The 21902-nt window shown below is 74.0% G+C and carries 17 protein-coding genes and 1 tRNA gene; 8 read left to right on the top strand and 10 right to left on the bottom strand.

Annotated features, from left to right (window positions below):
* Positions 1 to 15: 15 nt before the first annotated feature.
* From CYJ76_RS10210 to CYJ76_RS10190, 5 genes are all read left to right on the top strand, one after another.
* Positions 16 to 1038: a 3-oxoacyl-ACP synthase III gene (locus tag CYJ76_RS10210; RefSeq protein WP_070705048.1), complete on the top strand. Its 1023-nt coding sequence runs from the start codon at positions 16 to 18 to the stop codon at positions 1036 to 1038.
* Positions 1035 to 3806 (top strand): alpha/beta fold hydrolase, encoded by a 2772-nt coding sequence (locus CYJ76_RS10205; RefSeq protein WP_238138221.1) that lies wholly within the window; start codon positions 1035 to 1037, stop codon positions 3804 to 3806. Before CYJ76_RS10210 ends, CYJ76_RS10205 begins: the two co-directional genes overlap by 4 nt.
* Positions 3807 to 3835: 29 nt before the next feature.
* Positions 3836 to 4792: an NAD-dependent epimerase/dehydratase family protein gene (locus tag CYJ76_RS10200; protein WP_238138222.1), complete on the top strand. Its 957-nt coding sequence runs from the start codon at positions 3836 to 3838 to the stop codon at positions 4790 to 4792.
* Positions 4789 to 5835, top strand: a complete 1047-nt coding sequence (locus CYJ76_RS10195; RefSeq protein WP_083323612.1) for an SGNH/GDSL hydrolase family protein — start codon at positions 4789 to 4791, stop codon at positions 5833 to 5835. The genes CYJ76_RS10200 and CYJ76_RS10195 overlap by 4 nt, the downstream gene beginning before the upstream one ends.
* A 75-nt stretch (positions 5836 to 5910) precedes the next feature.
* Positions 5911 to 7134 (top strand): acetyl-CoA C-acetyltransferase, encoded by a 1224-nt coding sequence (locus CYJ76_RS10190; RefSeq protein WP_070705431.1) that lies wholly within the window; start codon positions 5911 to 5913, stop codon positions 7132 to 7134.
* 2 nt (positions 7135 to 7136) lie between these two features.
* On the opposite strand, the gene CYJ76_RS12550 is transcribed toward CYJ76_RS10190, so the two are convergent.
* Complete coding sequence (locus CYJ76_RS12550; RefSeq protein WP_180802281.1) at positions 7137 to 7448, bottom strand: hypothetical protein; 312 nt, start codon at positions 7446 to 7448, stop codon at positions 7137 to 7139.
* An 84-nt stretch (positions 7449 to 7532) separates the two neighbouring features.
* Between CYJ76_RS12550 and CYJ76_RS10180 the strand changes: the two genes are divergently transcribed.
* A complete protein-coding gene (locus CYJ76_RS10180) occupies positions 7533 to 9329 on the top strand; it encodes a bifunctional metallophosphatase/5'-nucleotidase (RefSeq protein WP_101850027.1) in 1797 nt (598 codons plus the stop codon).
* A 90-nt stretch (positions 9330 to 9419) separates the two neighbouring features.
* Here the strand turns inward: CYJ76_RS10180 and CYJ76_RS10175 are convergent, their stop codons facing one another.
* The 8 genes from CYJ76_RS10175 to mfd all read right to left on the bottom strand — a co-directional run bounded on the left by CYJ76_RS10175 (position 9420) and on the right by mfd (position 18043).
* Positions 9420 to 10289, bottom strand: coding sequence for a Bax inhibitor-1/YccA family protein (locus tag CYJ76_RS10175; protein ID WP_101850026.1), 870 nt, complete (start codon positions 10287 to 10289; stop codon positions 9420 to 9422).
* 90 nt (positions 10290 to 10379) lie between these two features.
* A tRNA-Leu gene (locus CYJ76_RS10170) sits at positions 10380 to 10454 on the bottom strand.
* Between the two features lie 4 nt (positions 10455 to 10458).
* Positions 10459 to 11457 (bottom strand): Ppx/GppA phosphatase family protein, encoded by a 999-nt coding sequence (locus CYJ76_RS10165; protein ID WP_101850031.1) that lies wholly within the window; start codon positions 11455 to 11457, stop codon positions 10459 to 10461.
* Positions 11454 to 11993, bottom strand: coding sequence for a DUF501 domain-containing protein (locus CYJ76_RS10160; protein ID WP_070705616.1), 540 nt, complete (start codon positions 11991 to 11993; stop codon positions 11454 to 11456). Before CYJ76_RS10160 ends, CYJ76_RS10165 begins: the two co-directional genes overlap by 4 nt.
* The gene (locus tag CYJ76_RS10155) at positions 11990 to 12556 is read right to left on the bottom strand and encodes an FtsB family cell division protein (protein WP_070705617.1); all 567 of its coding nucleotides are present in this window, start codon (positions 12554 to 12556) and stop codon (positions 11990 to 11992) included. The genes CYJ76_RS10160 and CYJ76_RS10155 overlap by 4 nt, the downstream gene beginning before the upstream one ends.
* A 184-nt stretch (positions 12557 to 12740) precedes the next feature.
* Positions 12741 to 14021: a phosphopyruvate hydratase gene (eno, locus tag CYJ76_RS10150; RefSeq protein WP_101850025.1), complete on the bottom strand. Its 1281-nt coding sequence runs from the start codon at positions 14019 to 14021 to the stop codon at positions 12741 to 12743.
* Positions 14022 to 14090: 69 nt separating this feature from the next.
* Positions 14091 to 14522, bottom strand: coding sequence for a MazG nucleotide pyrophosphohydrolase domain-containing protein (locus CYJ76_RS10145; protein WP_070705619.1), 432 nt, complete (start codon positions 14520 to 14522; stop codon positions 14091 to 14093).
* Positions 14519 to 18043: a transcription-repair coupling factor gene (gene mfd / locus CYJ76_RS10140; protein ID WP_101850030.1), complete on the bottom strand. Its 3525-nt coding sequence runs from the start codon at positions 18041 to 18043 to the stop codon at positions 14519 to 14521. Before mfd ends, CYJ76_RS10145 begins: the two co-directional genes overlap by 4 nt.
* 229 nt (positions 18044 to 18272) lie before the next feature.
* Here mfd and CYJ76_RS10135 point away from each other — a divergent pair, with 229 nt between their 5' ends.
* Both CYJ76_RS10135 and CYJ76_RS10130 read left to right on the top strand, forming a co-directional pair.
* On the top strand, positions 18273 to 20423 hold the full coding sequence (locus tag CYJ76_RS10135; protein ID WP_168168494.1) for a TPM domain-containing protein: 2151 nt from the start codon (positions 18273 to 18275) through the stop codon (positions 20421 to 20423).
* Between the two features lie 110 nt (positions 20424 to 20533).
* Positions 20534 to 21253, top strand: coding sequence for a PspA/IM30 family protein (locus tag CYJ76_RS10130; RefSeq protein ID WP_070705621.1), 720 nt, complete (start codon positions 20534 to 20536; stop codon positions 21251 to 21253).
* A 77-nt stretch (positions 21254 to 21330) separates the two neighbouring features.
* On the opposite strand, the gene CYJ76_RS12250 is transcribed toward CYJ76_RS10130, so the two are convergent.
* Positions 21331 to 21531, bottom strand: a complete 201-nt coding sequence (locus CYJ76_RS12250; protein ID WP_141495059.1) for a hypothetical protein — start codon at positions 21529 to 21531, stop codon at positions 21331 to 21333.
* Positions 21532 to 21902 lie beyond the last annotated feature (371 nt).

Raw genomic sequence — 21902 nt, 5'->3', positions numbered from 1 at the left:
GTTCTTCGATCTCGCATGCCCGGCAACGCCACCTTCCGCCACAGCAACACCTCGATCCTCTCGGTCACCGGACTCCCGGCCCCAGAGGTCCGCACCTCGGCGGAGTTCGACGAACGCATCATGGACACCCTGCGCCGCAACAGGCTGGTGCCCGGCGTGCTCTCGCGCCTGGTGGGCGTCAAGGAGCGCCGGTGGTGGCCGCAGGACGTGCACTTCACCGAGGCCGCCGCCGAGGCGGGCCGCCGCGCGATGGTGGACGCCGGCATCAGGCCCGAGCAGGTGGGCCTCATGGTCAACACCTCGGTGAGCCGTGACCACCTCGAGCCGTCCACCGCGGTGCGCGTGCACGACGCCCTGGGGATGCCGCGCAGCGCCATGAACTTCGACGTCACCAACGCCTGCCTGGGCTTCGTCAACGGCATGCAGATCGCCGCCGCGATGATCGACTCCGGGCAGATCGAGTACGCCCTGGTGGTGAACGCCGAGACCAGCCGCGCCACGCAGGAGCGCACGCTGGCCCGTCTGGAGCGCGAGGACGCGACGGCCGACGACGTGCTGCAGCAGCTGGCGACGCTCACCCTGGGCTCCGGCGCGGCCGCGATGGTGCTGGGACGCACCGACCAGCACCCCGAGGGGCACCGCTTCGTCGGCGGCGTCTCCCGCGCGGCCACCGAGCACCACGAGCTGTGCGTGGGCGACTTCGACCGCATGACCACCGACTCGGTGGCCCTGCAGGACGCCGGCATCGCGCTCTCCGAGGCGCTGTGGGCCGACGCGCGGGAGGAGTTCGACTGGCAGGACATGGACCGCTACGTGATCCACCAGGTCTCCACCGTGCACACCGAGCAGGTCTGCGACCGCCTCGGGCTGGACGGCGCGAAGGTGCCGCGGACCTTCCCCCGGTTCGGCAACCTGGGTCCGGCGGCCGTGCCGTTCACCCTGGCGATGGAGGCCCCGCAGCTGGAACGCGGCGACCGCCTGCTGCTCATGGGGATCGGGTCGGGCCTGAACGCCTGCTGCGCCGAGATCGAGTGGTGAGCCCCGTGCCCCCGGCCACCGGCGACCGCGCGACCCCCCTGACCGGGCTGCCCGGGGTGGACCCCCGCTGGCAGCACCACCTGCAGCTGCCCGCCCGCGGCGACCTTCCCGCGGCCCGGATGGCCGTGCTGGACACCCACTCCCCCGCGATGGTGGCCGCCGGCGCCGACCCTGCCGCCGTACGGCACGTGCTGGTGTGCGTGCACGGCAACCCCACCTGGTCGTACCTGTGGCGCCGGGTGCTGGGGCACGCCCCGGCCGACTGGCGCGTGGTGGCCGTGGACCACGTGGGCATGGGCCACAGCGAGCGCTCGGGCACCACGCGGCGCCTGCGCGACCGCATCGACGACCTGGACGAGGCGATGGCGCAGCTGGGCGTCCTCGGCGGCGAGCACGGCGACCTGCCGGTCTCGGTGATGGTGCACGACTGGGGCGGCGCCATCGGGCTGGGCTGGGCCGCGCGGCACCCGGGGCGGATCGCCTCGGCGGTCATCACCAACACCGCGCTGTGGCAGCCGGACGACCGGGTGCCCCCGGGCATCCGGGCAGCGCGCGCCGCCCGCCTGCACCGACTGGCCACGGTGGACACCCCGACCTTCGTGCACGCCGCCTCGTGGGTGGGGCGTCCCGGCCCCGAGACGGCCGACGCCCGCGCGCTGGCCTCCCCGTACGTGCGCCGCGACCGGCGCCGCGCGGTGGGCGACTTCGTGGCCGACATCCCGCTGGAGCCCGACCACCCCTCGCGCGCGACGCTCGAGGAGGTGGCCGCCGGCGCCGCCGCCCTCGACGTGCCCGCCCTGGTGCTCTGGGGCGCGCAGGACCCGGTCTTCACCGACCGCTACCTGCGCGACCTGCTGGAGCGCTTCCCCGATGCCGACGTGCACCGCTTCGGCACTGCGTCGCACCTGGTGCTCGAGGACGCCCCCGAGGGCGTGGGCATGGCCTGGGCGTGGCTCACCGACCCCGCCGCCCGCGGGAGCGCCCGCCCGGTGGACGACGCCGGCACCGGCCGCCCGGACGGCACGGTCCTGTGGTCGCGGCTCACCGAGTGGGCGGCCCGCGAGCCCGGGGCCCCCGCGGTGGTGGAACTCACCGGGGCCGGGCGCACCGTGACCGCCGGGGAGCTCGAGCAGCGCGTGGAGCGCCTGGCCCACGGCTTGCGCCGCCACGGCGTGCAGCGCGGCACGCGGGTGGCGGTGCTCGTGCCGCCCGGCATCGACCTGACCGTGCTGGTCTACGCCGTGTGGCGGGCCGGGGGCGCCGTGGTGGTGGCCGACGCCGGTCTGGGCGTGCGTCCGATGGCGCGGGCCCTGCGCGCCGCGGACCCGCAGCTGGTGGTGGGCATCCCCGCCGGGCTCGCCGTGGCCCGCGGTCTCGGCGTGGAGGCCGAGCGCGTGGTGGTGGAGCCCGAGGCCGCCGGTGTGCGTGCCGTGGCCGCCCGCGCGGCGGGCCGGCTGGCGGACGCCGACCTCACCCTGGCGGCCGTGGAGCGCGCCGGCGAGGGCGACACCACCGACCTCGGCCGCCCGGCCCTGGACGACGAGGCCGCCGTGCTGTTCACCTCCGGGGCCACCGGCCCGCCCAAGGGCGTGGTCTACCGCCACCGGCAGCTGCTGGCGCAGCGCGACGTCATCGAGGCGGCGCTGGAGCTGCGCGCCGGGGAGTCGCTGGTGGCGGCCTTCGCGCCGTTCGCGCTCTACGGTCCGGCCCTGGGCATGACCTCGGCCGTGCCGGACATGGACGTCACGCAGCCCGACACGCTCACCGCCGCGGCCCTGGCCGATGCGGTGCACGCGGTGCACGCCGACGTCGTGTTCGCCTCTCCGGCCGCCCTGCGCAACGTGGTGGCCACGCACGAGGCCACCGCCGCCCCGCTGACCGGTGTGCGCATGGTGATGTCCGCCGGTGCCCCGGTGCCGGTGGAGCTGCTGGAGCAGGTGCGCCGGCTGGCTCCGGCCGCGTCCACCGTGACGCCCTACGGCATGACCGAGGCCCTGCCCCTGACCGTCGTGGACCCGCGCACCGTGGATCCGGCCGACCGCTCCGCCAACGCCGGCGTGTGCGTGGGCCGCCCGGTGCCCGGCGTAGAGCTGCGCATCGCCCCCTTGGACGCCGCGGGTACCCCCGCCGGGGACGACGCGCTGACCACCGAGGCCGGGGTGGTGGGCGAGGTGGTGGCCAGCGCACCGCACCTCAAGAGCCACTACGACCGCCTCTGGGGCACGCAGCACGCCACCGCCCACCCGGCCGGCTGGCACCGGACCGGCGACGTGGGCCACCTCGACGCCGCGGGCCGGCTCTGGGTGGAGGGGCGCGGCATCCACACCGTGACCACCGCCGACGGCCCGGTGGCCCCCGGCGGCATCGAGTCCCGCGTGGAGGCCCTCGAGGGCGTGGCCCAGGCCGCCGTGGTGGGCGTGGGACCCGCGGGCGGTCAGCGCGTGGCCGTGGTGGTGCGCCCCGACGAGGGGGCCGACCTGCGGTTGCACGCCGCCTCCCCAGTGGCCTCCGCCGAGTTCGCCGCCACCGTGCGGGCCGCCGCCCAGCAGGGGCCGGGCGCCGCACCGGTCGCGGCCGTGCTGGTGCGCGGGAGCCTGCCGGTGGACATCCGCCACGCCTCGAAGATCGACCGCGCCGCCCTGGCCGACTGGGCGCAGGAGGTGCTTGCCGGCGACGGCAACCGCAGCCTGCCGCAGCGCCTGCGCCGCGTGGCCGCCGCCCCGGCCCGCCTGCTGGGCCGCGTCGACCGGGTGGGTTTCCGGCCGTGACGCGGGTGCTGGTGACCGGCGCCTCCGGGATGCTCGGGGGTGCTGTGGCGCGTGCCCTGGCCGCGCGGGGTGACGAGGTGACCGTGATGCAGCGGCGCCCGTCGTCCAGCGGCCTGCGGGAGGTGCTCGGCAGCGTGGACGATCCCGAGGCGGTGCAGCGCGCCGTGGCCGGACAGGAGGCCGTGGTGCACCTGGCCGCCAAGGTGGACGTGGTGGGTCCGCTCGCGGAGTTCGAGCGCACCAACGTCACCGGCACCCGGCTGCTGCTCCAGGCGGCCCGGCGCGAGGGGGTGGCGCGCTTCGTGCACACCAGCTCGCCCTCGGTGGCGCACGCCGGTAGCGCGCTGGTGGGGGTGGGCGCCGAGCCCGCCGACCCGCGCCGTGCCCGCGGGAGCTACGCGCGCACCAAGGCCGCCGCGGAGCTGCTCACGCTGGCCGCGGACTCCCCCTCGACGGCGGTGACGGCCGTCCGCCCGCACCTGGTGTGGGGCCCCGGCGACACCCAGCTGGTGGGCCGCATCGTGGAGCGCGCCCGCGCCGGGCGCCTGCCGTGGGTGGGCGACGGGGCGGCCCTGGTGGACTCCACCTACGTGGACAACGCCCGCGACGCCCTCGTGGCCGCGCTCGACGCCCTGGCCCTCCCCCGCGGCGAGCACTCCGCCCACGGCCGGGCGTTCGTGGTGACCAACGACGAGCCGCGCCCGGTGGGCGAGCTGATCGCCGGCATCCTGCGGGCCCACGGCGCCCCGCTGCCCCGGCTGCACGTGCCCACCACCCCCGCCGGGGGCGTCGGTCACCTCGTGGACGCCGCGGTGGCCGCCAGCCAGCACGTGCACCCCATCACCGAGCCGCCGCTCACGCACTTCCTCGTGGAACAACTCACCACCGCGCACTGGTTCTCCCAGCGGGAGACCCACACGGCGCTCGGCTGGCGTCCGGCGGTCTCCCTCGACGACGGACTGGAGCGCCTGCGGGAGGCAGCGTGAGCACGTGGGACGAGGCGCGCGCCGCCCTGGCGCGCCGGGCACCGGCCGTGGGGTGGGGCCTGGCCACCGCCGCGCTGGCCACCGTCGGCACGCTGGGGGTGGAGCTGTGGCAGGCCAGCCGCCTCTCGGACGGATCGCCCGGCAACGCGCCGGACGAGAACGGCGTCTACACGCCGTCCGGCGGCCACCAGCGCGACGAGGTGGAGTCGCCCTGGGAGTTCGTGATGATGGGCGACTCGGTGGCCAACGGGGTGGGCGCCCAGCGCCCCGCGCAGACCATCGGCGCCCGGTGCGCGCGCCGCATCGCCGCCATCTCCGGCCGCCCCGTCTACCTGGAGAGCGTGGCCGTCAACGGCGTCACCTCCGTGGGGCTGGGCGAGCAGGTGGACCGCGCCCTGCGGAAGTTCCCCCGACCCGACCTCGTGCTGCTGAGCATCGGCGGCAACGACATCGCCAAGAACGCCGACTTGTCGGCCTGCCTGGTGGAGCTGCGGCGCACCGTGCTGCGGCTCCGGGCCGCCGGCGCCGAGGTGGTGGTGGCCACCTGCCCGGACTTCGGGATGATCGCCTCCCTCGGCCAGCCGCTGCGGTGGATCATGCAGGCCCGCTCCCGCCGCTACGCCGCCCGGCAGACCGTCGCCGTAGTGGAGTGCGGCGGGCGCACCGTGTCCCTGGGCGCGCTCACCACGCGCGCCTTCCTCGACGACCCCGACGCGATGTTCCACACCGACCGCTTCCACCCCTCGGCCCGCGGGTACAAGCGGGCTGCCCAGGTGCTCGTGCCCTCGCTGCTCGACGCCCTCGGCCTGCCGGTGAGCGAGCGCGACGAACGCCGTGCCGCCGGCGCGGTGGTGGAGCGCGGGGTGCCGCTGAGCCTGGAGCAGGCCGCCCTGCGGGCCGCCGCGCACGAGGGCACCGAGGTCAGGCCCGCCGAGGGTGGCCGAGGGCGCCTGCGCGCCCTGGTGCAGCGCCGGCGGCGCGACCCCGGTGACGACGCGGACACCGCGGCCCCCGCCCGGCCGGCGGAGGAGCCCCGCCCGTGACCCAGGTCACGCCCTCTGCCTAGGATGACGCCGGACGCACGCGTCCGCACCGCATCGAGGACCAGGAGTCACCCCATGCCCGAAGCCGTCATCGTCGCCGCCACCCGCTCCCCCATCGGGCGCGCCTTCAAGGGCAGCCTCACCGAGGTGCGACCCGACGACCTCGCCGCCCAGATGGTGACCGCCGCGCTGGCGCAGGTGCCCGAGCTCGACCCGCGCGAGATCGACGACTTCTACCTGGGCTGCGCCGAGCCGTGGGGCGAGCACGGGTCCAACATGGCCCGCGTGGTGTCCGTGCTGGCCGGCATGGACCACCTGCCGGGCGCCACGGTCAACCGCTTCTGCTCCTCCAGCCTGCAGACCACCCGCATGGCCATGCACGCCATCAAGGCCGGCGAGGGCGACGTGTTCGTCTCCGGCGGCGTGGAGTGCGTGAGCCGCTACGCGGACTTCACCGGGGCAGGCATGTCCAAGGTGGCGTGGCAGAACCCGCGCTTCGCCGAGGCCCGCGAGCGCACCGAGCGCATCGCCGCCGAGAACACCCCGTGGACCGACCCGCGCGCCGAGGGGCTGTTGCCGGACGTCTACATCGCGATGGGGCAGACCGCCGAGAACGTGGCCACCTCCCGAGGCGTGAGCCGCGAGCGCCAGGACGAGTGGGGCGTCACCAGCCAGAACCGGGCGCAGGCCGCCATCGAGGCCGGCATCCTGGCCCGTGAGATCACCCCGGTGACCCTGCCCGACGGCACCACCCACGCCACCGACGACGGCCCCCGCTTCGGCACCACGCTGGAGAAGCTGCAGGGCCTGCAGCCGGTCTTCCGCGAGGACGGCACCGTGACCGCGGGCAACTGCTGCCCGCTCAACGACGGCGCCGCCGCCCTGGTGGTCATGAGCGACACGAAGGCCAAGGAGCTGGGGCTGACGCCGCTGGCCCGCATCGTGTCCACGGGTGTCTCCGCGCTCTCCCCCGAGGTGATGGGCCTGGGGCCGGTGGAGGCGTGCCGCCAGGCGATGGCCCGGGCCGGCATGTCCATCGGCGACCTGGACCTCTACGAGATCAACGAGGCCTTCGCCGCGCAGGTGCTCCCCAGCGCCGACGACCTGGGCATGGACCTGGACAAGCTCAACGTGCACGGCGGCGCCATCGCGCTGGGCCACCCCTTCGGCATGACCGGCGCGCGCATCACCACCACGCTCATCAACGCGATGCAGGAGCGCGACGCCCAGTTCGCCATGGAGTCGATGTGCGTGGGCGGCGGCCAGGGCATGGCGATGATCCTGGAGCGCCTCAGCTGAGGTCAGGCGCCCGCACGGCGGCGCAGTGCGGCGAGGTCGGTGGCCAGGCGGTCACCGACCTCGCCGGCGTCCGGGGTGGCGTGCTGCCCCGCCACCACGCCGCGGGCGACGGCGGCCAGCACGTCCGGCAGCGCCGCCACCGAGGGCACGCGCACCGGGGCGGGGGGCCAGCCGTGGGCGGCGGCCTCGGCATCGGCCCACTCCTGCGCCAGGGCGGCGGCACCCTCCACCCACGCGGGGTCCACGGTGGCCCGTGCGGCGATGCGGCGGGCGCGGGCGAGCTCGGTCTGGAGGGGCTCCGGCACGGTCGTCATGCTGCGCATTCTCGCGGTTCACCACCGGTTCACACGGGCTGGGCACACTGCGCGGGCACACATCCACCCCGTCCTTGGAGAGACATGTTCCGTCGCACCGCCCCCTTGGGCCTCTCGGCCGCGCTGCTCGTGGCGCTGGCCCCCGCCGCCCAGACCGCCCCCGCCCCCACGTCCGGCGAGGTCGAGCTGCAGATCCTGTCGTTCAACGACTTCCACGGCAACATCGAGGCCCCGGAGGACCCCTCCAAGGCCGGTGGCGCCGCCAACATGGCCGCGCACCTCGACCGCCTCCGCGAGGGCCAGGAGCACACCGCCACCGTGGTCGGCGGCGACAGCATCGGCGCCTCGCCCTTCCTCTCCGCGGCGTTCCGCGACGAGCCCACCATCGACGTCCTCTCCCAGATGGACCTCACCGCCGTGGCCGTGGGCAACCACGAGTTCGACCAGGGCACCACCGAGCTGCTGCGCATGCAGAAGGGCGGCTGCAAGGACGACGGCGACGGCGAGGGCGGCCGCAACTCCTGCCCGCTGCCCGACCAGCCCTTCGCCGGCGCCCAGTTCCCCTTCCTGGCGGCGAACGTCCTGTGGAAGGACAGCGGCGAGTCCATGCTGCCCAGCTACGTCATCGAGGAGTACGACGGCGTCAAGGTGGCCTACGTGGGCCTGGGCCTGGACACCACCCCGGACATCGTCTCGGCCGAGGGCATCAAGGACGTGGACTTCGTGGACTCGGCCCAGCGCGCCAACGAGCTCGTGCCCGAGCTCAAGAAGCAGGGCGTGGAGGCCATGGTGGCCGTCATCCACGAGGGCGGCGAGTCCCAGGACGGCAAGAACGTCTCCGGCGACGTCATGGACTTCAACGCCCAGCTGGACCCCGAGTACGACGCCATCGTCTCCGGCCACACGCACCAGACCTACGTGACGACCGTGGACGGCCGCCTCATCACCCAGTCCGGCAACTACGGCCAGCTGCTCACCGACGTGCGGATGAAGCTCGACCCGCGGACGAAGGACGTGGTGCCCGGCTCCGCGAAGGCCACCCAGGTGGAGGTGAGCCAGGACGTCACGCCCGATGCCGAGGTGGCCGAGATCGTTGAGCGCTACAAGGCCGTGGTGGGCACCATCGCCGACGAGGTGCTGGGCACCGTGACCGCGCAGGTCTCCCACGACCGCTACGCCTTCGGCGTCTCCTCGCTGGGCCGCATGATCGCCGACGCCCAGCTGGCCGACGAGTCCGTGGTGACCGGCGGCAAGGAGCCGGTGGTGGCCTTCATGAACCCCGGCGGCATCCGCGTGCCGGAGCTGGACCAGGCCGGCGCCGACGGCCGCACCGACGGCAAGGTCACCATGGAGGAGGCGTTCAGCGCCCAGCCGTTCAACAACTACCTGGTGTCCATGGACCTCACGGGCCGCCAGATCCACGACATCCTCACCGAGCAGTGGAGCGGCGAGAACGCTGGCCAGCCCAAGGTCCTGCAGACCTCGGCGGGCTTCACCTACGGCGTGGACGACGCCGAGACCCCGCAGCTGGTGGAGGGCACGGTGATGATCGACGGTGAGCGCGTGCCGAACGACGACTCGCGCACCTACCGCGTCGTGACCAACAACTTCCTGGCCGGTGGCGGCGACGGCTTCCCGACCTTCGCCGAGGGCCGCGACGTGTACTTCGGTGGCCTGGACATCGACGCCTTCCGCGCGTACCTCAAGCAGAACTCGCCGTACACCCCGGAGGACCCCGACGTGCCCGAGGTGGGCGCTCAGGGCCCCATCGTGGACACCGGTGCGCAGGGCCGTTCCACCGCCCCGGCGGCCGTCGGTGGCGCCGTGGCCGCGCTGCTGGCCGGCGCCGGCCTGGTCGTGGCCGGCCGTCGCCGCGCCTGAGCTCAGCGCTCCCCGCGACGGAGCCCCCGTCGACCAGCTGGTCGGCGGGGGCTCCGTCGCGTGCGGGCGGACCCGCGGGCTGCCGCTGCGTCAGTCGTTGGAGCGCAGGACGTACAGCAGGCGCAGGATCTCGATGTACAGCCACACCAGCGAGGCGATGAGGCCGTGGGCCAGCAGCCACGAGTACTTCTGCGGCATGCCGGAGGCCACGCTGCGCTGCACGGTCTCGAAGTCGATGGCCAGGGAGTAGGCCGCCAGGGCGACACCCACCAGGGCCACGATCCAGCCGAGGCCGGTGGAGTAGATGCTGGCCCCGGCGAAGAAGGCGAACCCGAGGTTGACCAGCTGGAACACGAGGTAGCCCAGGGCGATGAGGCCGAAGATGCGCATGGCGCGGCTGCTCACCTTGACCAGGCCGACCTTCCACCCCAGCAGCATGGCGGCGAAGGTGCCCACGGTGGCCACCACGGCGGTGGCCACGATGCCGTCCTGGAGGGACTCGTAGGTGGCGCTCACCGCACCGATGAAGGCGCCCTGCAACACCGCGTGCAGGAGGATCAGCGGCACGTTGACCGTCTTCATGAACCCGATGACGAAGCTCAGCAGCAGCGATCCGAACATGCCGGCCAGCCAGACCACCATGGCCAGCTGGGGCTGCGCCCCGACGACGACCCACGTGCCCGCGGCCGCCGCGAGCACGATGCCGAAGAGCACGGCGGTCTTCACGAACACGTCGTCGAGGCTGACCCGGCCGGTGCGGCCCTGGTCGACGGCCGGCGCGGCGTAGGCCTGCTCCATGCCGGCGTACTGCTGCCCGTAGGGTGCCTGGGCGTACTGCTGCTGGCCGTACGTGGCCTGCCCGTACTGCGGGGCCGCGTCGAAGTCGGCGTACTGGCCGTACCGGGGCTGCCCGGAACGGCTCTCCTTCTCCACGCGGTTCATGGTGGGGTTGAAAGCCATGGGTGTGTCTCCTTCGGGGACGTCGGGTCGCCGCCGGGGCGGTCGGCGTCCGTCGCTGGGGTCAACGCCGGGCGGGCCGGGGGGATTCCGTGCCCTCGACGGGACTCGAACCCGCACCGTGAGCCATTTTAAGTGGCCTGCCTCTGCCAGTTGGGCCACGAGGGCGGACTCAGGATAGGTGCCGCGCCGCCATGTCCAGGGCCGTGCCGTCCAGGATGTCGGACTCGCTGACCGTCACGGTGGTGATGCCGGCGGCCTGCTCCACGCGCTGGACGACGCGCTGCCACACCAGCGCCCCGGCGCCGATGACGTCCACCCGCCCCGGGTGCAGGTAGGGCAGCTCGCCCCGTTGCGCACGACTCCGCGCCGTGAGGTCCCGGGCGGCCGCACGCACCTGATCGACCGGCAGGGTGACCCCGTCGATGGCGGCGCGGTCGTACTCCGGCAGTCCCAGAGCGTGCGCCGTGGTGGTGGTGATGGTCCCGGCCACGCCCACCAGCGTGGTGACGGCCGAGAGGTCCACCACCTCGGCGGCCAGGTCGATGCCGGCGTCCACGTCCTCCAGCGCCGCGGCCACCTCCTGCGGGGTGGGCGGGTCGGAGTGCAGGTGGCGCTCGGTGAGGCGCACGCTGCCCATGTCCACCGAGCGCGCGGCCTGCACGGCCTCGTCACCGAGGACGAACTCCGTGGAGCCACCCCCGAGGTCCACCACGAGGAAGGGCCCCGGCACCCCACGGGCGCGCAGCGGCCCGGTGGCCCCGAGGAAGCTCAGGCGTGCCTCCTCGTCGCCGGAGATGACCTCCGGGGCGGTGGTGAACCCGTGCTCGGCGAACACCGCGGCGATGGCGGCGGTGAACTCGGCGGCGTTCTCTGCGTCGCGGCTGGCCGAGGTGGCCACGAAGCGCACCTGCTCCACGGCGTGCTCGGCGCAGAGGGCGGCGTAGTCCGCGGCGGCGGCCACGGTGCGCTCCATCGCGTCCGGGGCGATGCGCCCGGTGGCGTCCACGCCCTGTCCCAGGCGCACGATGCGGTTCTCCCGGTGGGGCTGCTCGCCGGCCACCACCACGCCGTCGCGCAGGTGGGCCTCGAGCACGAGCAGGCGGATGGAGTTGGTGCCGCAGTCGACGGCGGCGACGCGCCTGCCCCGCCCGGGCTGCGCGGCGCTCACCGCTCGCCCCGGGCCGCGATGGCGTCCGCGCAGCACCCGGTGTGCCACCACGGGTCGAGCGCCTCCAGGGCCTCGTCGCCGAGCGGGTTCACGCCGGGCCCGGCGGCCAGGGAGTGGGCCACGAGCACGTGCAGGCACTTCACGCGCGTGGGCATGCCGCCGGCGCTCACGTGGTCGATCTCCTCCACCACGCCCAGTGCCCGGCGGGCGGCCAGGTAGTGCTCGTGGGCGGCCTCGTAGGCCGTCGCCAGCTCGGGGTCGTCGGCCAGGCGCTGCGTCATCTCGGCCATGAGACCGGTGGTCTCCAGCGTGGAGATCGCACCCGTCAGGCGTGGGCACGTGGCGTAGAAGGTCGTCGGGAAGGGCGTGCCGTCGGGCAGGCGCGGCTCGGTCTGCACCACCGTGGGGCAGCCGCAGGGGCACCGGTGGGCCACGGACACCACACCGCGCGGCAGACGGCCCAGCTGGCCCTCCACCGTGCGCAGGTCGTCCTCGGTGGGCTCGCTCGGCCCGGGGAAGGTCAACTGGTCGATCACTGTGCTCCTTCGGCTGCCGGCTTCTCCTCGCCGCCCTGCAGGTCGGAGGCCGGGATGTCTGCGGGGTCGAAGCCGTCCTCGGTGATGAGGCTCGGCACCCCGTCGGGCACCGGCTGCTCCACCTCACGGACGGGGTCGCTGGGGGCCGGGGAGCCCGGCTCGGGGGCCGGTTCCTCGGCAGGCTGGGGCTCCACGGAGACACCCTGGGCGGACTGCTCCACCGAGCCCCACACCTGCTCGTACCAGGCGGCCCTGCCACCGGACCCGGCGTCGTGCCCGGCCTGGGCCACCTCGCCGTCGGTGAGCACGTGGTAGCGCTTCTCGCCGGGCTCGGCGTAGTCCAGGCGGGTGCGGGCCAGCTGGCGCAGGTGCTCGTCGTCGCGCAACTCGTCACGCTGGGCCATCAGTTCGCGCGTGCGGTCCTTCTCCTGCACCGACTCCTGCAGCGTCTGCCGGATCTCCGCGCGCTGCGTCCACCACCCGGCGAAGGGCGGCACCGCGATCCACGCGGCCAGCAGCACCGTCACGAGCAGCGCCACGCCGCGCCACGGGGTGGCTCCCATCAGGGCCACCTGGGCACCGCGGCGCGCGGAGCCGGGAGCTCGTCGCGGGGTGCGCGGGTGTCCGGGGGCCATCCCCCTATTCTGCCGCACCGGGCACACCTCGCGCCGGTCCCCCACCCGCTCCCCGACGACGACCGGCCGCCCGGACCCGAGGGTCCGAGCGGCCGGTGCGGTGACGCGGGTGTCAGCCCTTGAAGCGCTGGAAGGCCGACGCACCGGCGTACACGCCGGCGTCGTCGAGCTCCTCCTCGATGCGGAGCAGCTCGTTGTACTTGGCCACACGCTCGGAGCGGGCCGGGGCACCGGTCTTGATCTGGCCGCAGTTGGTGGCCACCGCCAGGTGGGCGATGGTGACGTCCTCGGTCTCGCCCGAACGGTGCGACATCATCGAGGCGTAGCCGTTGCGGGCCGCCAGGGAGACCGCGTCCAGGGTCTCGGTGAGCGAACCGATCTGGTTGACCTTGACCAGCAGGGCGTTGCCGGCCTGCTCGTCGATGCCGCGCTGCAGGCGGGTGGGATTGGTGACGAACAGGTCGTCGCCCACCAGCTGGACCTTGTCGCCCAGGGCGGCGGTGATGGCCTTCCAGCCCTCCCAGTCCTCCTCGTCCAGCGGATCCTCGATGGAGACCAGCGGGTAGGCGTCCACGAGCTCGGAGTAGTACTCCACCATCTGCTCGGCGGTGCGCTGCTCGCCCTCGAAGGTGTACGAGCCCTTCTCGGCGAACTCGCTGGCGGCCACGTCCAGGGCCAGGGCGATGTCCTTGCCCAGGGTGTAGCCGGCCTTCTCCACGGCTTCGGCGATGAGGTCCAGGGCGGCGCGATTGGACTCCAGGTTCGGCGCGAAGCCACCCTCGTCGCCCAGCCCGGTGGACAGGCCCTTCTCCTTCAGCACGGCCTTCAGCGCGTGGTAGACCTCGGTGCCCCAGCGCAGCGCCTCGCGGAAGGTCGGCGCACCGATCGGGGCGATCATGAACTCCTGGATGTCCACGTTGGAGTCCGCGTGGGAGCCACCGTTGAGGATGTTCATCATCGGCACCGGCAGCACGTGGGCGTTCGGGCCGCCCACGTAGCGGAAGATCGGCAGGTCGGCGGACATGGCGGCGGCGTTGGCCACGGCCAGGGAGACGCCGAGGATGGCGTTGGCCCCCAGCTCGCCCTTGTTGTCGGTGCCGTCCAGGGCCAGCATGTCGGCGTCGATGAGGCGCTGGTCCGAGGCTTCCTCGCCCACCAGGCGGGGGGCGATCTCGTCGATCACGGCCTCCACGGCCTGCTCCACGCCCTTGCCCAGGTAACGGCCGGAGTCGCCGTCACGACGCTCCACGGCCTCGAACTGCCCGGTGGAGGCGCCCGACGGGACGGCCGCACGGGAGACGGTGCCGTCCTCCAGCATCACCTCGACCTCGACGGTCGGGTTGCCGCGGGAGTCGAGGATCTCGCGGGCGTGGATTCCTTCGATGAGTGCCAAGGTGTGCTCCTCGTGGGTGCTCAGGACGGGGTGCGCCGCGCGCGGGGTGCGTGCGGTCCGGGGGTGAGCCTACTGGTGCCGCGCGGCCTTCTCGCGGGCCTTCGCCGCCTGGTAGATCGGCACCACCTCCTCGGCGGTGGCCACGTTGGGCACCTCCGGGTCGAACACGTGGGGGTGGCGGCGCACCACCTTGGCCTCCAGCGTGGCCACCACGTCGTCGATGGTGAACTGCCCTGCCGCGCTGGCCAGCTGGGAGTGGACCACCACCTGCCACAGCAGGTCGCCCAGCTCCTCGCAGAGGTGCTGGGGGTCGCCCTCGTCGATGGCCTCGCGGACCTCGGCGGCCTCCTCGGTGGCATAGGGGGCGAGGGACGCGTGGGTCTGGGCACGGGACCACGCGCACCCGTCCGGTGCGTGCAGCCGCGCCATGAGCTCCACCACCCGCGCCAGCGAGGCGCCGGGTGCCGCCGTCGCACCGTCGCCGCGCTGTTCGCCGCTCATGCCTGCCCCTGCGCGATGTCGTCGAGCAGCACCGCCCGCAGCAGCTGCCCGGCCCACTCCAGCACCTCGGCGTCACGCAGCGGCTGGCCGCCCACCTTGGCGGTCTTCGGCGTGGGCACCAGGAGCACGCCCAGGGCGGGCTTCACCACGGTGCCGGGATACATGCGCAGCAGGCGCAGCTCCTGGCTCTCGCGCAGCTCCACCGGCGCGAAGCGCACCTTGGACCCCATCGCGGAGATCTCGGCCACCCCGGCACGCCGCGCCAGGGTGCGCAGGCGCGCCACCGCGAAGAGGGCCTCCACCGGCTGCGGCGGGGTGCCGTAGCGGTCGGTGACCTCGGCCACGATGTCGTCGAGCTCCGCGTCGTCGCGCACTCCGGCCAGCTTCTTGTAGACCTCCAGGCGCAGGCGCTCCCCCGGCACGTAGTCGTGCGGCAGGTGGGCGTCCACCGGCAGCTCCACCTTGATCTCCGTGGGCTCGCCGTCGCCCTCGTCGCCCTCCTTGGCGCGGGCCACGGCCTCGCCCACCATCCGGACGTACAGGTCGAAGCCCACCCCGGCGATGTGCCCGGACTGCTCGCCGCCCAGCAGGTTGCCGGCGCCGCGGATCTCGAGGTCCTTCATCGCCACCTGCATACCGGCCCCCAGGTCGGTGTGGCTGGCGATGGTGCGCAGGCGGTCGTGCGCGGTCTCGGTGAGCGGCTTCTCCGGCGGGTAGAGGAAGTAGGCGTACGCGCGCTCCCGGCCACGCCCCACGCGGCCGCGCAACTGGTGCAGCTGCGAGAGGCCGAAGGTGTCCGCCCGGTCGAGGATGAGCGTGTTCGCGTTGGCGATGTCCAGGCCGGTCTCCACGATGGTGGTGGAGACGAGCACGTCGAACTTGCGCTCCCAGAAGTCGGTGACCACCTGCTCCAGCCGGTGCTCCCCCATCTGGCCGTGGGCCACCTCCACCCGCGCCTCGGGCACGAGCTCGCGCAGCCGGGCGGCCACCTTGTCGATGGTGGCCACCTTGTTGTGCACGAAGAAGACCTGCCCCTCGCGCAGCAGCTCGCGGTGGATGGCCGCGGCGATCTGCTTCTCCTCGTAGGCGCCCACGTAGGTGAGCACGGGGTGGCGCTCCTCCGGCGGAGTGGCCAGCGTGGACATCTCGCGGATGCCGGTGACCGCCATCTCCAGGGTGCGCGGGATGGGCGTGGCCGACATGGCCAGCACGTCCACCGCGGTGCGCAGCGTCTTGAGCTGCTCCTTGTGCTCCACGCCGAAGCGCTGCTCCTCGTCGATGATGACCAGGCCCAGGTCCTTGAAGCGCACCGAGGGGCTGAGCAGTCGGTGGGTCCCGATGACGAGGTCAACCGACCCGTCCTTGAGCCCCTCGAGGGTCTGCTCCACCTCGGAGTCCGGGGTGAAGCGCGAGAGGGCCCGCACGGTGACGGGGAACTGCTGGTAGCGCTCGCTGAAGGTCTGCAGGTGCTGCTGCACCAGCAGGGTGGTGGGCACGAGCACGGCCACCTGCTTGGAGTCCTGGATGGCCTTGAACGCGGCGCGCACCGCGATCTCGGTCTTGCCGTAGCCCACGTCGCCGCACAGCAGGCGGTCCATGGGCACCGACTTCTCCATGTCGGCCTTCACCTCGTCGATGGTGGAGAGCTGGTCGGGCGTCTCCACGTAGGCGAAGGCGTCCTCGAGCTCCCGCTGCCAGGGCGAGTCCGGGGCGAAGGCGTGCCCCTGAGTGGCCATGCGCGCCGAGTAGAGCTGGATGAGCTCGTTGGCGATCTCCTTGACGTGCTTGCGCGCCCGGGACTTGGTCTTGGACCAGTCCGAGCCGCCGAGCTTGTTGAGCGTGGGTGCCTCGCCGCCGACGTAGCGGGTGATCTGGTCGAGCTGGTCGGTGGGCACGAAGAGCCGGTCGGCCGGCTGACCACGCTTGGAGGAGGCGTACTCCACCACGAGGTACTCCCGGGTGGCCCCACCCACCTGGCGCTGCACCATCTCCACGAAGCGTCCCACGCCGTGCTGCTCGTGCACGATGAAGTCACCCGGGTTGAGCTGCAGCGGGTCCACCATCTTCCGGCGGCGCGAGGGCATACGGCGCATGTCCTTGGTGGAGCCCTTGACGGCCTGCCCGGTGAGGTCCTGCTCGGAGACCACGACGAGCCCCTGGCCCACCGAGGGCAGGCTGACGCCCGGCCCCCACGAGGCGGTGCAGATCTCGGCCACGCCCGCGGGTCCCTCGGGCCCGGGGGCCACCACGAGGCGGGCACCCACCTCGGCCTCGCCGAGCACCTCGGCGAGGCGCTTGGCCAGGCCCGGCCCGTCGGTGAGCAGCACCACGCGCCGCCCCGCGGCCAGCGCCGCGCGCACGTCCGTCACGGCGCGGTCCGGCTCACCGCGGTAGCTCGGCACCTCCTCGGCGTCCAGGCGCAGGTGGGTGGCGTCGTCGTCGAGCGTGTCCAGGTCCGGGGCGAACGGCGAGAGCGCCCACCACCCGGTGGTCTCCAGCGCATGCTCGCGGATCTGGGCGAGCTCCCGGTAGGCGCCCTCCCCCAGTGCTGCGGCCAGGTCCACCGGCACCTGCCCGCCGGCCGCCGCCGAGGACCACCCGGCGGTGAGGAACTCCTGCGAGGTGGTCACGAGGTCGGCCGCGCGGCGGCGGATGCGCTCGGGGTCGCTCACGAGCAGCCGCGACCCGGCGGGCAGCACGTCGAGCAGGGTCTCCATGCCGTCCACGAGCACCGGGGTGAGCGACTCCATGCCCTCGGTGGCCACGCCGGCGGCCACCGCCTCGAGCATGTCGGCCACGCCCGGCAGCTCCGGGACCAGGCGTGCGGCGCGCTCGCGCACCTCGGGGGTGAGCAGCAGCTCGCGGCACGGCGGGGCCCACAGCCCGCCGGGCGCGACCTCCAGCGAGCGCTGGTCGGCCACCCGGAACCAGCGCACCTCCTCCACCTCGTCGCCCCAGAACTCCAGGCGCAGCGGGTGGTCCTCGGTGGGCGGGAAGACGTCGAGGATGCCGCCGCGCACGGCGAACTCACCGCGCTTCTCCACCAGGTCGGTGCGGGTGTAGGCGGCCGCCACGAGGGCCTGGGCCACCTCCTCGAGGCCGCGCTCCTGACCGGCCTGCACCGAGACCGGCTCCAGGTCGCCCAGGCCGGTGGGGATCGGCTGCAGCAGCGAGCGCACCGCCGCGATGACCACGCGGACCGGGCCGTCGTGGTCGTCGCGGCCCGGGTGGGCCAGCCTCCGCAGCACCGCCAGGCGCTGGCCGACGGTGTCGCTGCGCGGGCTGAGCCGCTCGTGCGGCAGGGTCTCCCAGCTCGGGAAGACCACCACCGACGAGGGCGGCAGCACCGAGCGCAGACTGGCCGCGAGGTCCTCGGACTCGCGGCCGGTGGCGGTCACGAGCAGCACCACGCCCCCGTCGGCCTCCATCTCACGGGCCAGCGCCGCGGCCACCCACGGCCGCACCCCGGGCACGGCCGTGAGGTCCACCTCGGCGTCCCCGCGGCGGTGGATCTCCAGCATCCGCGCCAAGCAGGGCGAGGCGGCCACCTGTGCCAGCAACCCGCCCAGGGGCGGTGCGGCGTCCTGGTCGGCGGGGGTGGTGGCGGGGGCGGGCTGAGGCGTCACGGCATCGGGCACACGCCAAGGGTAGGTGCCACCACCGACACCCCGTCGGCCCCGGGTCCGGACCCCTGTGGACCGGCGGCGTGCGATGTTGCGTCCACGCCGTGGCTCGGTGAGGATCGACCCCGTGGCCCACCGACAGCGCTCCTCGTCCGTCCGCACGCCCCACGCCCGCCGAGGCGGTGGGCGTCTCGCCGGGGGGATCCTGGCCGTCAGCCTGGCCGGCTCGGCCGTTGTGCCGGCCCTCGCGCCCGCCTCGGCCGTGGCCACCCCGCACGGCGCCCGGCCCGCGACGACGGTGGTGACGGGAACGCGCGCCCTCCCGGCCACCCAGCCGATGGACCTGCCCGACCAGCTCGTCGACGACGCAGGCGTGCTGAAGGACGAGAAGGGACTCCAGCGGGAGCTCCAGCAGTTGCGCTCCGAGCACGGCCTCCAGCTCTTCGTGGTCTACGTGGAGGAGTTCACCGACTCCTCCGGCCAGGCCGTCGACGGGGAGACCTGGGCCAAGCAGACCTTCGACGCCTCCGGGCTCGGCTCCAAGGACGCGATCCTGGCAGTGGCCACCGACCAGCGCCGCTACGGCATGTACGGCGGGACGGGCACCGTGAGCCAGGCCGAGGGTTCGACCATCGAGACCGAGTACGTGGAGCCCGCCCTGGGCAAGGACGACTGGGACGGCGCCGTCGAGGGTGCCGTGCGCGGCTTCGAGGACGCGGCCACCGGCGACCTCGCCGGCGGCGGCGGGGACTCGGGCGCCGGCGGTGGCACCGGCTTCCCGGTCTGGCTCCTGGCGGCCCCTTTCCTGGTGGGTGGTGTCGTCATGCTCACGCGGATGGGGCGGCGCGGCCGCCGCGCACCGCAGCCCTCCACGGCGCCCGCCGACGCCCAGGGCACCGGCGAGACCACCGAGCAGGTCGCGCACCGCGTGTCCGAGCGCCTCGTGCAGGTGGACGACGCCGTGCGCTCGGCCGACGAGGAGGTGCGGTACTCCCGCGCCCAGTTCGGCGCGCAGGCCACGCAGGAGTTCGAGGACGCGGTGCAGGCCGCGCGGAGTCGAGCCTCCGAGGCCTTCGCGCTCAAGCAGCAGGTGGACGAGGCCCTGCGCTCCGGTGCCACCGAGGAGTCCCAGCGCGGCACCCTGGAGCGCATCGACGACCTGGCCGGTGAGGCACTGGCCACCCTGCACGCCCAGGGTGAGAAGTTCGAGCAGCTGCGCGACCTGGAGGCCCGGGCCCCGGAGGTGCTGCAGGGCATCCCCGCCCGGGCCGACGAGCTCGAGGGCCGGCTGCCCGGCGCCCGCGAGCAGCTGCGCGCCCTGCAGGTGAGCTACGACCCGCGCACCCTGGGCACCGTCGCGGGCAACATCGAGCAGGCCGAGCGCCTCATCGCCTCGGCGCGCCAGGCGGCCACCAACGGGCAGAAGGCCCTCACCGGCAGCGACCGTCGCACCGCGGTGACGGCCGCCCGCACCGGTGAGGACGCCCTCGGCCAGGCCGCCGACCTGCTCGACCAGGTGGACGGCGCCCGGCAGACCCTGGAGAACTCGCAGCACGAGCTCGCCCGCGCCATCGGGTCGATCTCGCAGGACATCGCCGATGCCGAGCGGCTGCGCCCGGGTGACGCCGCCTTGGCCCCGCTGGTGGACCGCGCCCGTCGCGCGATCGCCCAGGCCGAGGGGAGCCACTCCGGGGGCGACCCGCTGGCGGCCCTGGCCGAGCTCACCGCCGCGGAGGAGGCCATCGACGCCGCCCTCGAACCGGCCCGGACCGCCGACGACCACCGCCAGCGGGTCGCCGGGACGGTGGGCCAGCGCCTGACCCGACTCCGCGCCGCCCATGCGAGCGTCGACGAGTTCATCCGCACCCGTCGCGGGGCCGTGGGTGGTCGGGCCCGCACCGAGATCTCCGAGGCCGGGCGCCTGCTCGACGCCGCCGAGGCCCAGCTGGGCTCCGACCCGCAGGGTGCGGGCGGCCTGCTCGACCAGGCCGAGCGCCTCATCGAGTCCGCGCGGACCGCCGCCGAGGACGACCTGCAGCAGGGGCCCTTCGGGGGTGGCCCCGGTGGCCCCTTCGGTGGGGGCTACGGCGGTCGCCGCGGCGGCTACGGGGGCATCGACGTGGGCTCCCTGGTGCTGGGCGGCATCCTCTCCGGCGGGTTCGGCGGCGGAGGGTACGGAGGGGGCTTCGGCGGCGGCCACTCCTCAGGCGGCGGGGGCGGCTTCGGCGGCATCGGGGACAGCTCCGGCGGTGGCTTCGGCGGCGGCGGCCGCTTCTGAGTCCCCTCCCCACCGACCCCTGCGGCTGTGCTGGCGCCCGCAGGCCCTGTAGGACAGACTGACGACCGAGCGAACGGACGCCGCGCCCCGCGGCAGGAGAGGAACACCTCATGGTTCAGAAGCAGACGATCATCGGCCGCATCAGCACGCTGGCGCGCGCGAACATCAACGCGATCCTCGACCGCGCCGAGGACCCCGAGAAGATGCTCGACCAGATGGTGCGGGACTACACCAACGCCATCGCCGACGCGGAGGAGGCCGTGGCGCAGACCATCGCCGGCCTGCGCATGGCCGAGCAGGACCTCGAGCAGGACCAGAAGGTGGCTGCCGACTGGGGCCGCAAGGCCGCCGCCGCCTCCACCGAGGCCGACCGCCTGCGCGCCGCCGGCCAGACCGCCGAGGCGGACAAGTTCGACAACCTGGCCAAGGCCGCCATCGAGAAGCAGATCGGCTTCGAGGGCGACGTGAGCACCGCCGAGCCGATGATCACCCAGCAGCGCCAGACGGTCGAGACCCTCAAGCAGGGCCTGGTCGAGATGCGCTCCAAGCTGGACGAGCTGAAGTCCCGCCGCGACGCCCTCGTGGCCCGCGCCCGGACCGCCGAGGCGCAGCAGCAGGTGTCCGACGCGATGGGCTCGATCTCCATCCTCGACCCGTCCTCCGAGCTGGGGCGCTTCGACGAGAAGGTGCGCCGCCAGGAGGCGCTGGTGCAGGGCCGTCAGGAGGCCCAGTCCGCGACGCTGGAGGGCCAGTTCGAGCAGCTCGAGGACTCCACCAAGTCCGCCGAGGTGGAGGCCCGCCTCGCCGCGCTGAAGAACCAGCAGGGCTGACCCCCTCGACGACGAAGGAGGCCCCCACCGCACCGCGGTGGGGGCCTCCTCATGGCTGGGCGCCCGGGTGCAGCAGGTCAGTCCGTCATCGTCGACGCGTGGAAGGTCACGCCCTGGTTGGCCTCGCGCAGCACCTCGTCCACCGTCTTTCCCTGGGGGCTCGCTGCAGCCAGTCGCTCCGTGGCCCGGTCGCGCAGCTGGCCCTTCCCCTCCTCCCCGTAGAAGGCCACCGGGTAGTAGACCCAGCCGAACTCCGGGTGGACCCACTCGTCCGACATCGCCGTCCCCAGAACGAGCACTCCCCGTGCACCCTCCTGCAACCGGGGCCCGGGACCGCTGTGGCTCTGGTTCGCTGTGTTCGCCACCTGGGCGACCACCAACGACCTGGGCGTGGCATCGGCCCCGGGGGCCTCGTCGACACGCACCTCCCACAGGTCGTACTCCAGCGCCGGTGAGTCCTCCTGCACAGGATCGAGACGGTCCGTGGTCCTGATCTGCCGCAGCACCGTCGCCCGGATCGCCCCAGCACTCGTGGATCGAGTACTGGCGTCCTCCAGGTCCCGGTAGCTGGCTCTTCGGAGTTGAGCGTGGGTGCTTGGGGGTAGGGGTCGAGGTCCCGGGCATGATCTGAGGACTTCTACCCCCTCGG

The sequence above is a fragment of the Kytococcus schroeteri genome (genome assembly GCF_002847825.1).
In the GTDB taxonomy this organism is placed as follows: Bacteria; Actinomycetota; Actinomycetes; order Actinomycetales; family Dermatophilaceae; genus Kytococcus; species Kytococcus schroeteri.
The sequence above is the reverse complement of the archived record's forward strand: the minus strand, read 5'-3'. Positions and strand labels throughout refer to the sequence as shown.

What these genes read in the sequence shown, in the direction of transcription:
- CYJ76_RS10190 (WP_070705431.1), top strand. Translation starts at nt 5,911, where the DNA reads ATGCCCGAAGCCGTCATCGTCGCCGCCACCCGCTCCCCCATCGGGCGC.
- CYJ76_RS12250 (WP_141495059.1), bottom strand. Translation starts at nt 21,531, where the DNA reads ATGTCGGACGAGTGGGTCCACCCGGAGTTCGGCTGGGTCTACTACCCG.
- CYJ76_RS10210 (WP_070705048.1), top strand. Translation starts at nt 16, where the DNA reads ATGCCCGGCAACGCCACCTTCCGCCACAGCAACACCTCGATCCTCTCG.
- CYJ76_RS10145 (WP_070705619.1), bottom strand. Translation starts at nt 14,522, where the DNA reads ATGAGCGGCGAACAGCGCGGCGACGGTGCGACGGCGGCACCCGGCGCC.
- mfd (WP_101850030.1), bottom strand. Translation starts at nt 18,043, where the DNA reads ATGCTGGAGATCCACCGCCGCGGGGACGCCGAGGTGGACCTCACGGCC.
- CYJ76_RS10175 (WP_101850026.1), bottom strand. Translation starts at nt 10,289, where the DNA reads ATGGCTTTCAACCCCACCATGAACCGCGTGGAGAAGGAGAGCCGTTCC.
- CYJ76_RS10155 (WP_070705617.1), bottom strand. Translation starts at nt 12,556, where the DNA reads ATGGGAGCCACCCCGTGGCGCGGCGTGGCGCTGCTCGTGACGGTGCTG.
- CYJ76_RS10200 (WP_238138222.1), top strand. Translation starts at nt 3,836, where the DNA reads ATGCTCGGGGGTGCTGTGGCGCGTGCCCTGGCCGCGCGGGGTGACGAG.
- CYJ76_RS10180 (WP_101850027.1), top strand. Translation starts at nt 7,533, where the DNA reads ATGTTCCGTCGCACCGCCCCCTTGGGCCTCTCGGCCGCGCTGCTCGTG.
- CYJ76_RS10130 (WP_070705621.1), top strand. Translation starts at nt 20,534, where the DNA reads ATGGTTCAGAAGCAGACGATCATCGGCCGCATCAGCACGCTGGCGCGC.
- CYJ76_RS12550 (WP_180802281.1), bottom strand. Translation starts at nt 7,448, where the DNA reads ATGACGACCGTGCCGGAGCCCCTCCAGACCGAGCTCGCCCGCGCCCGC.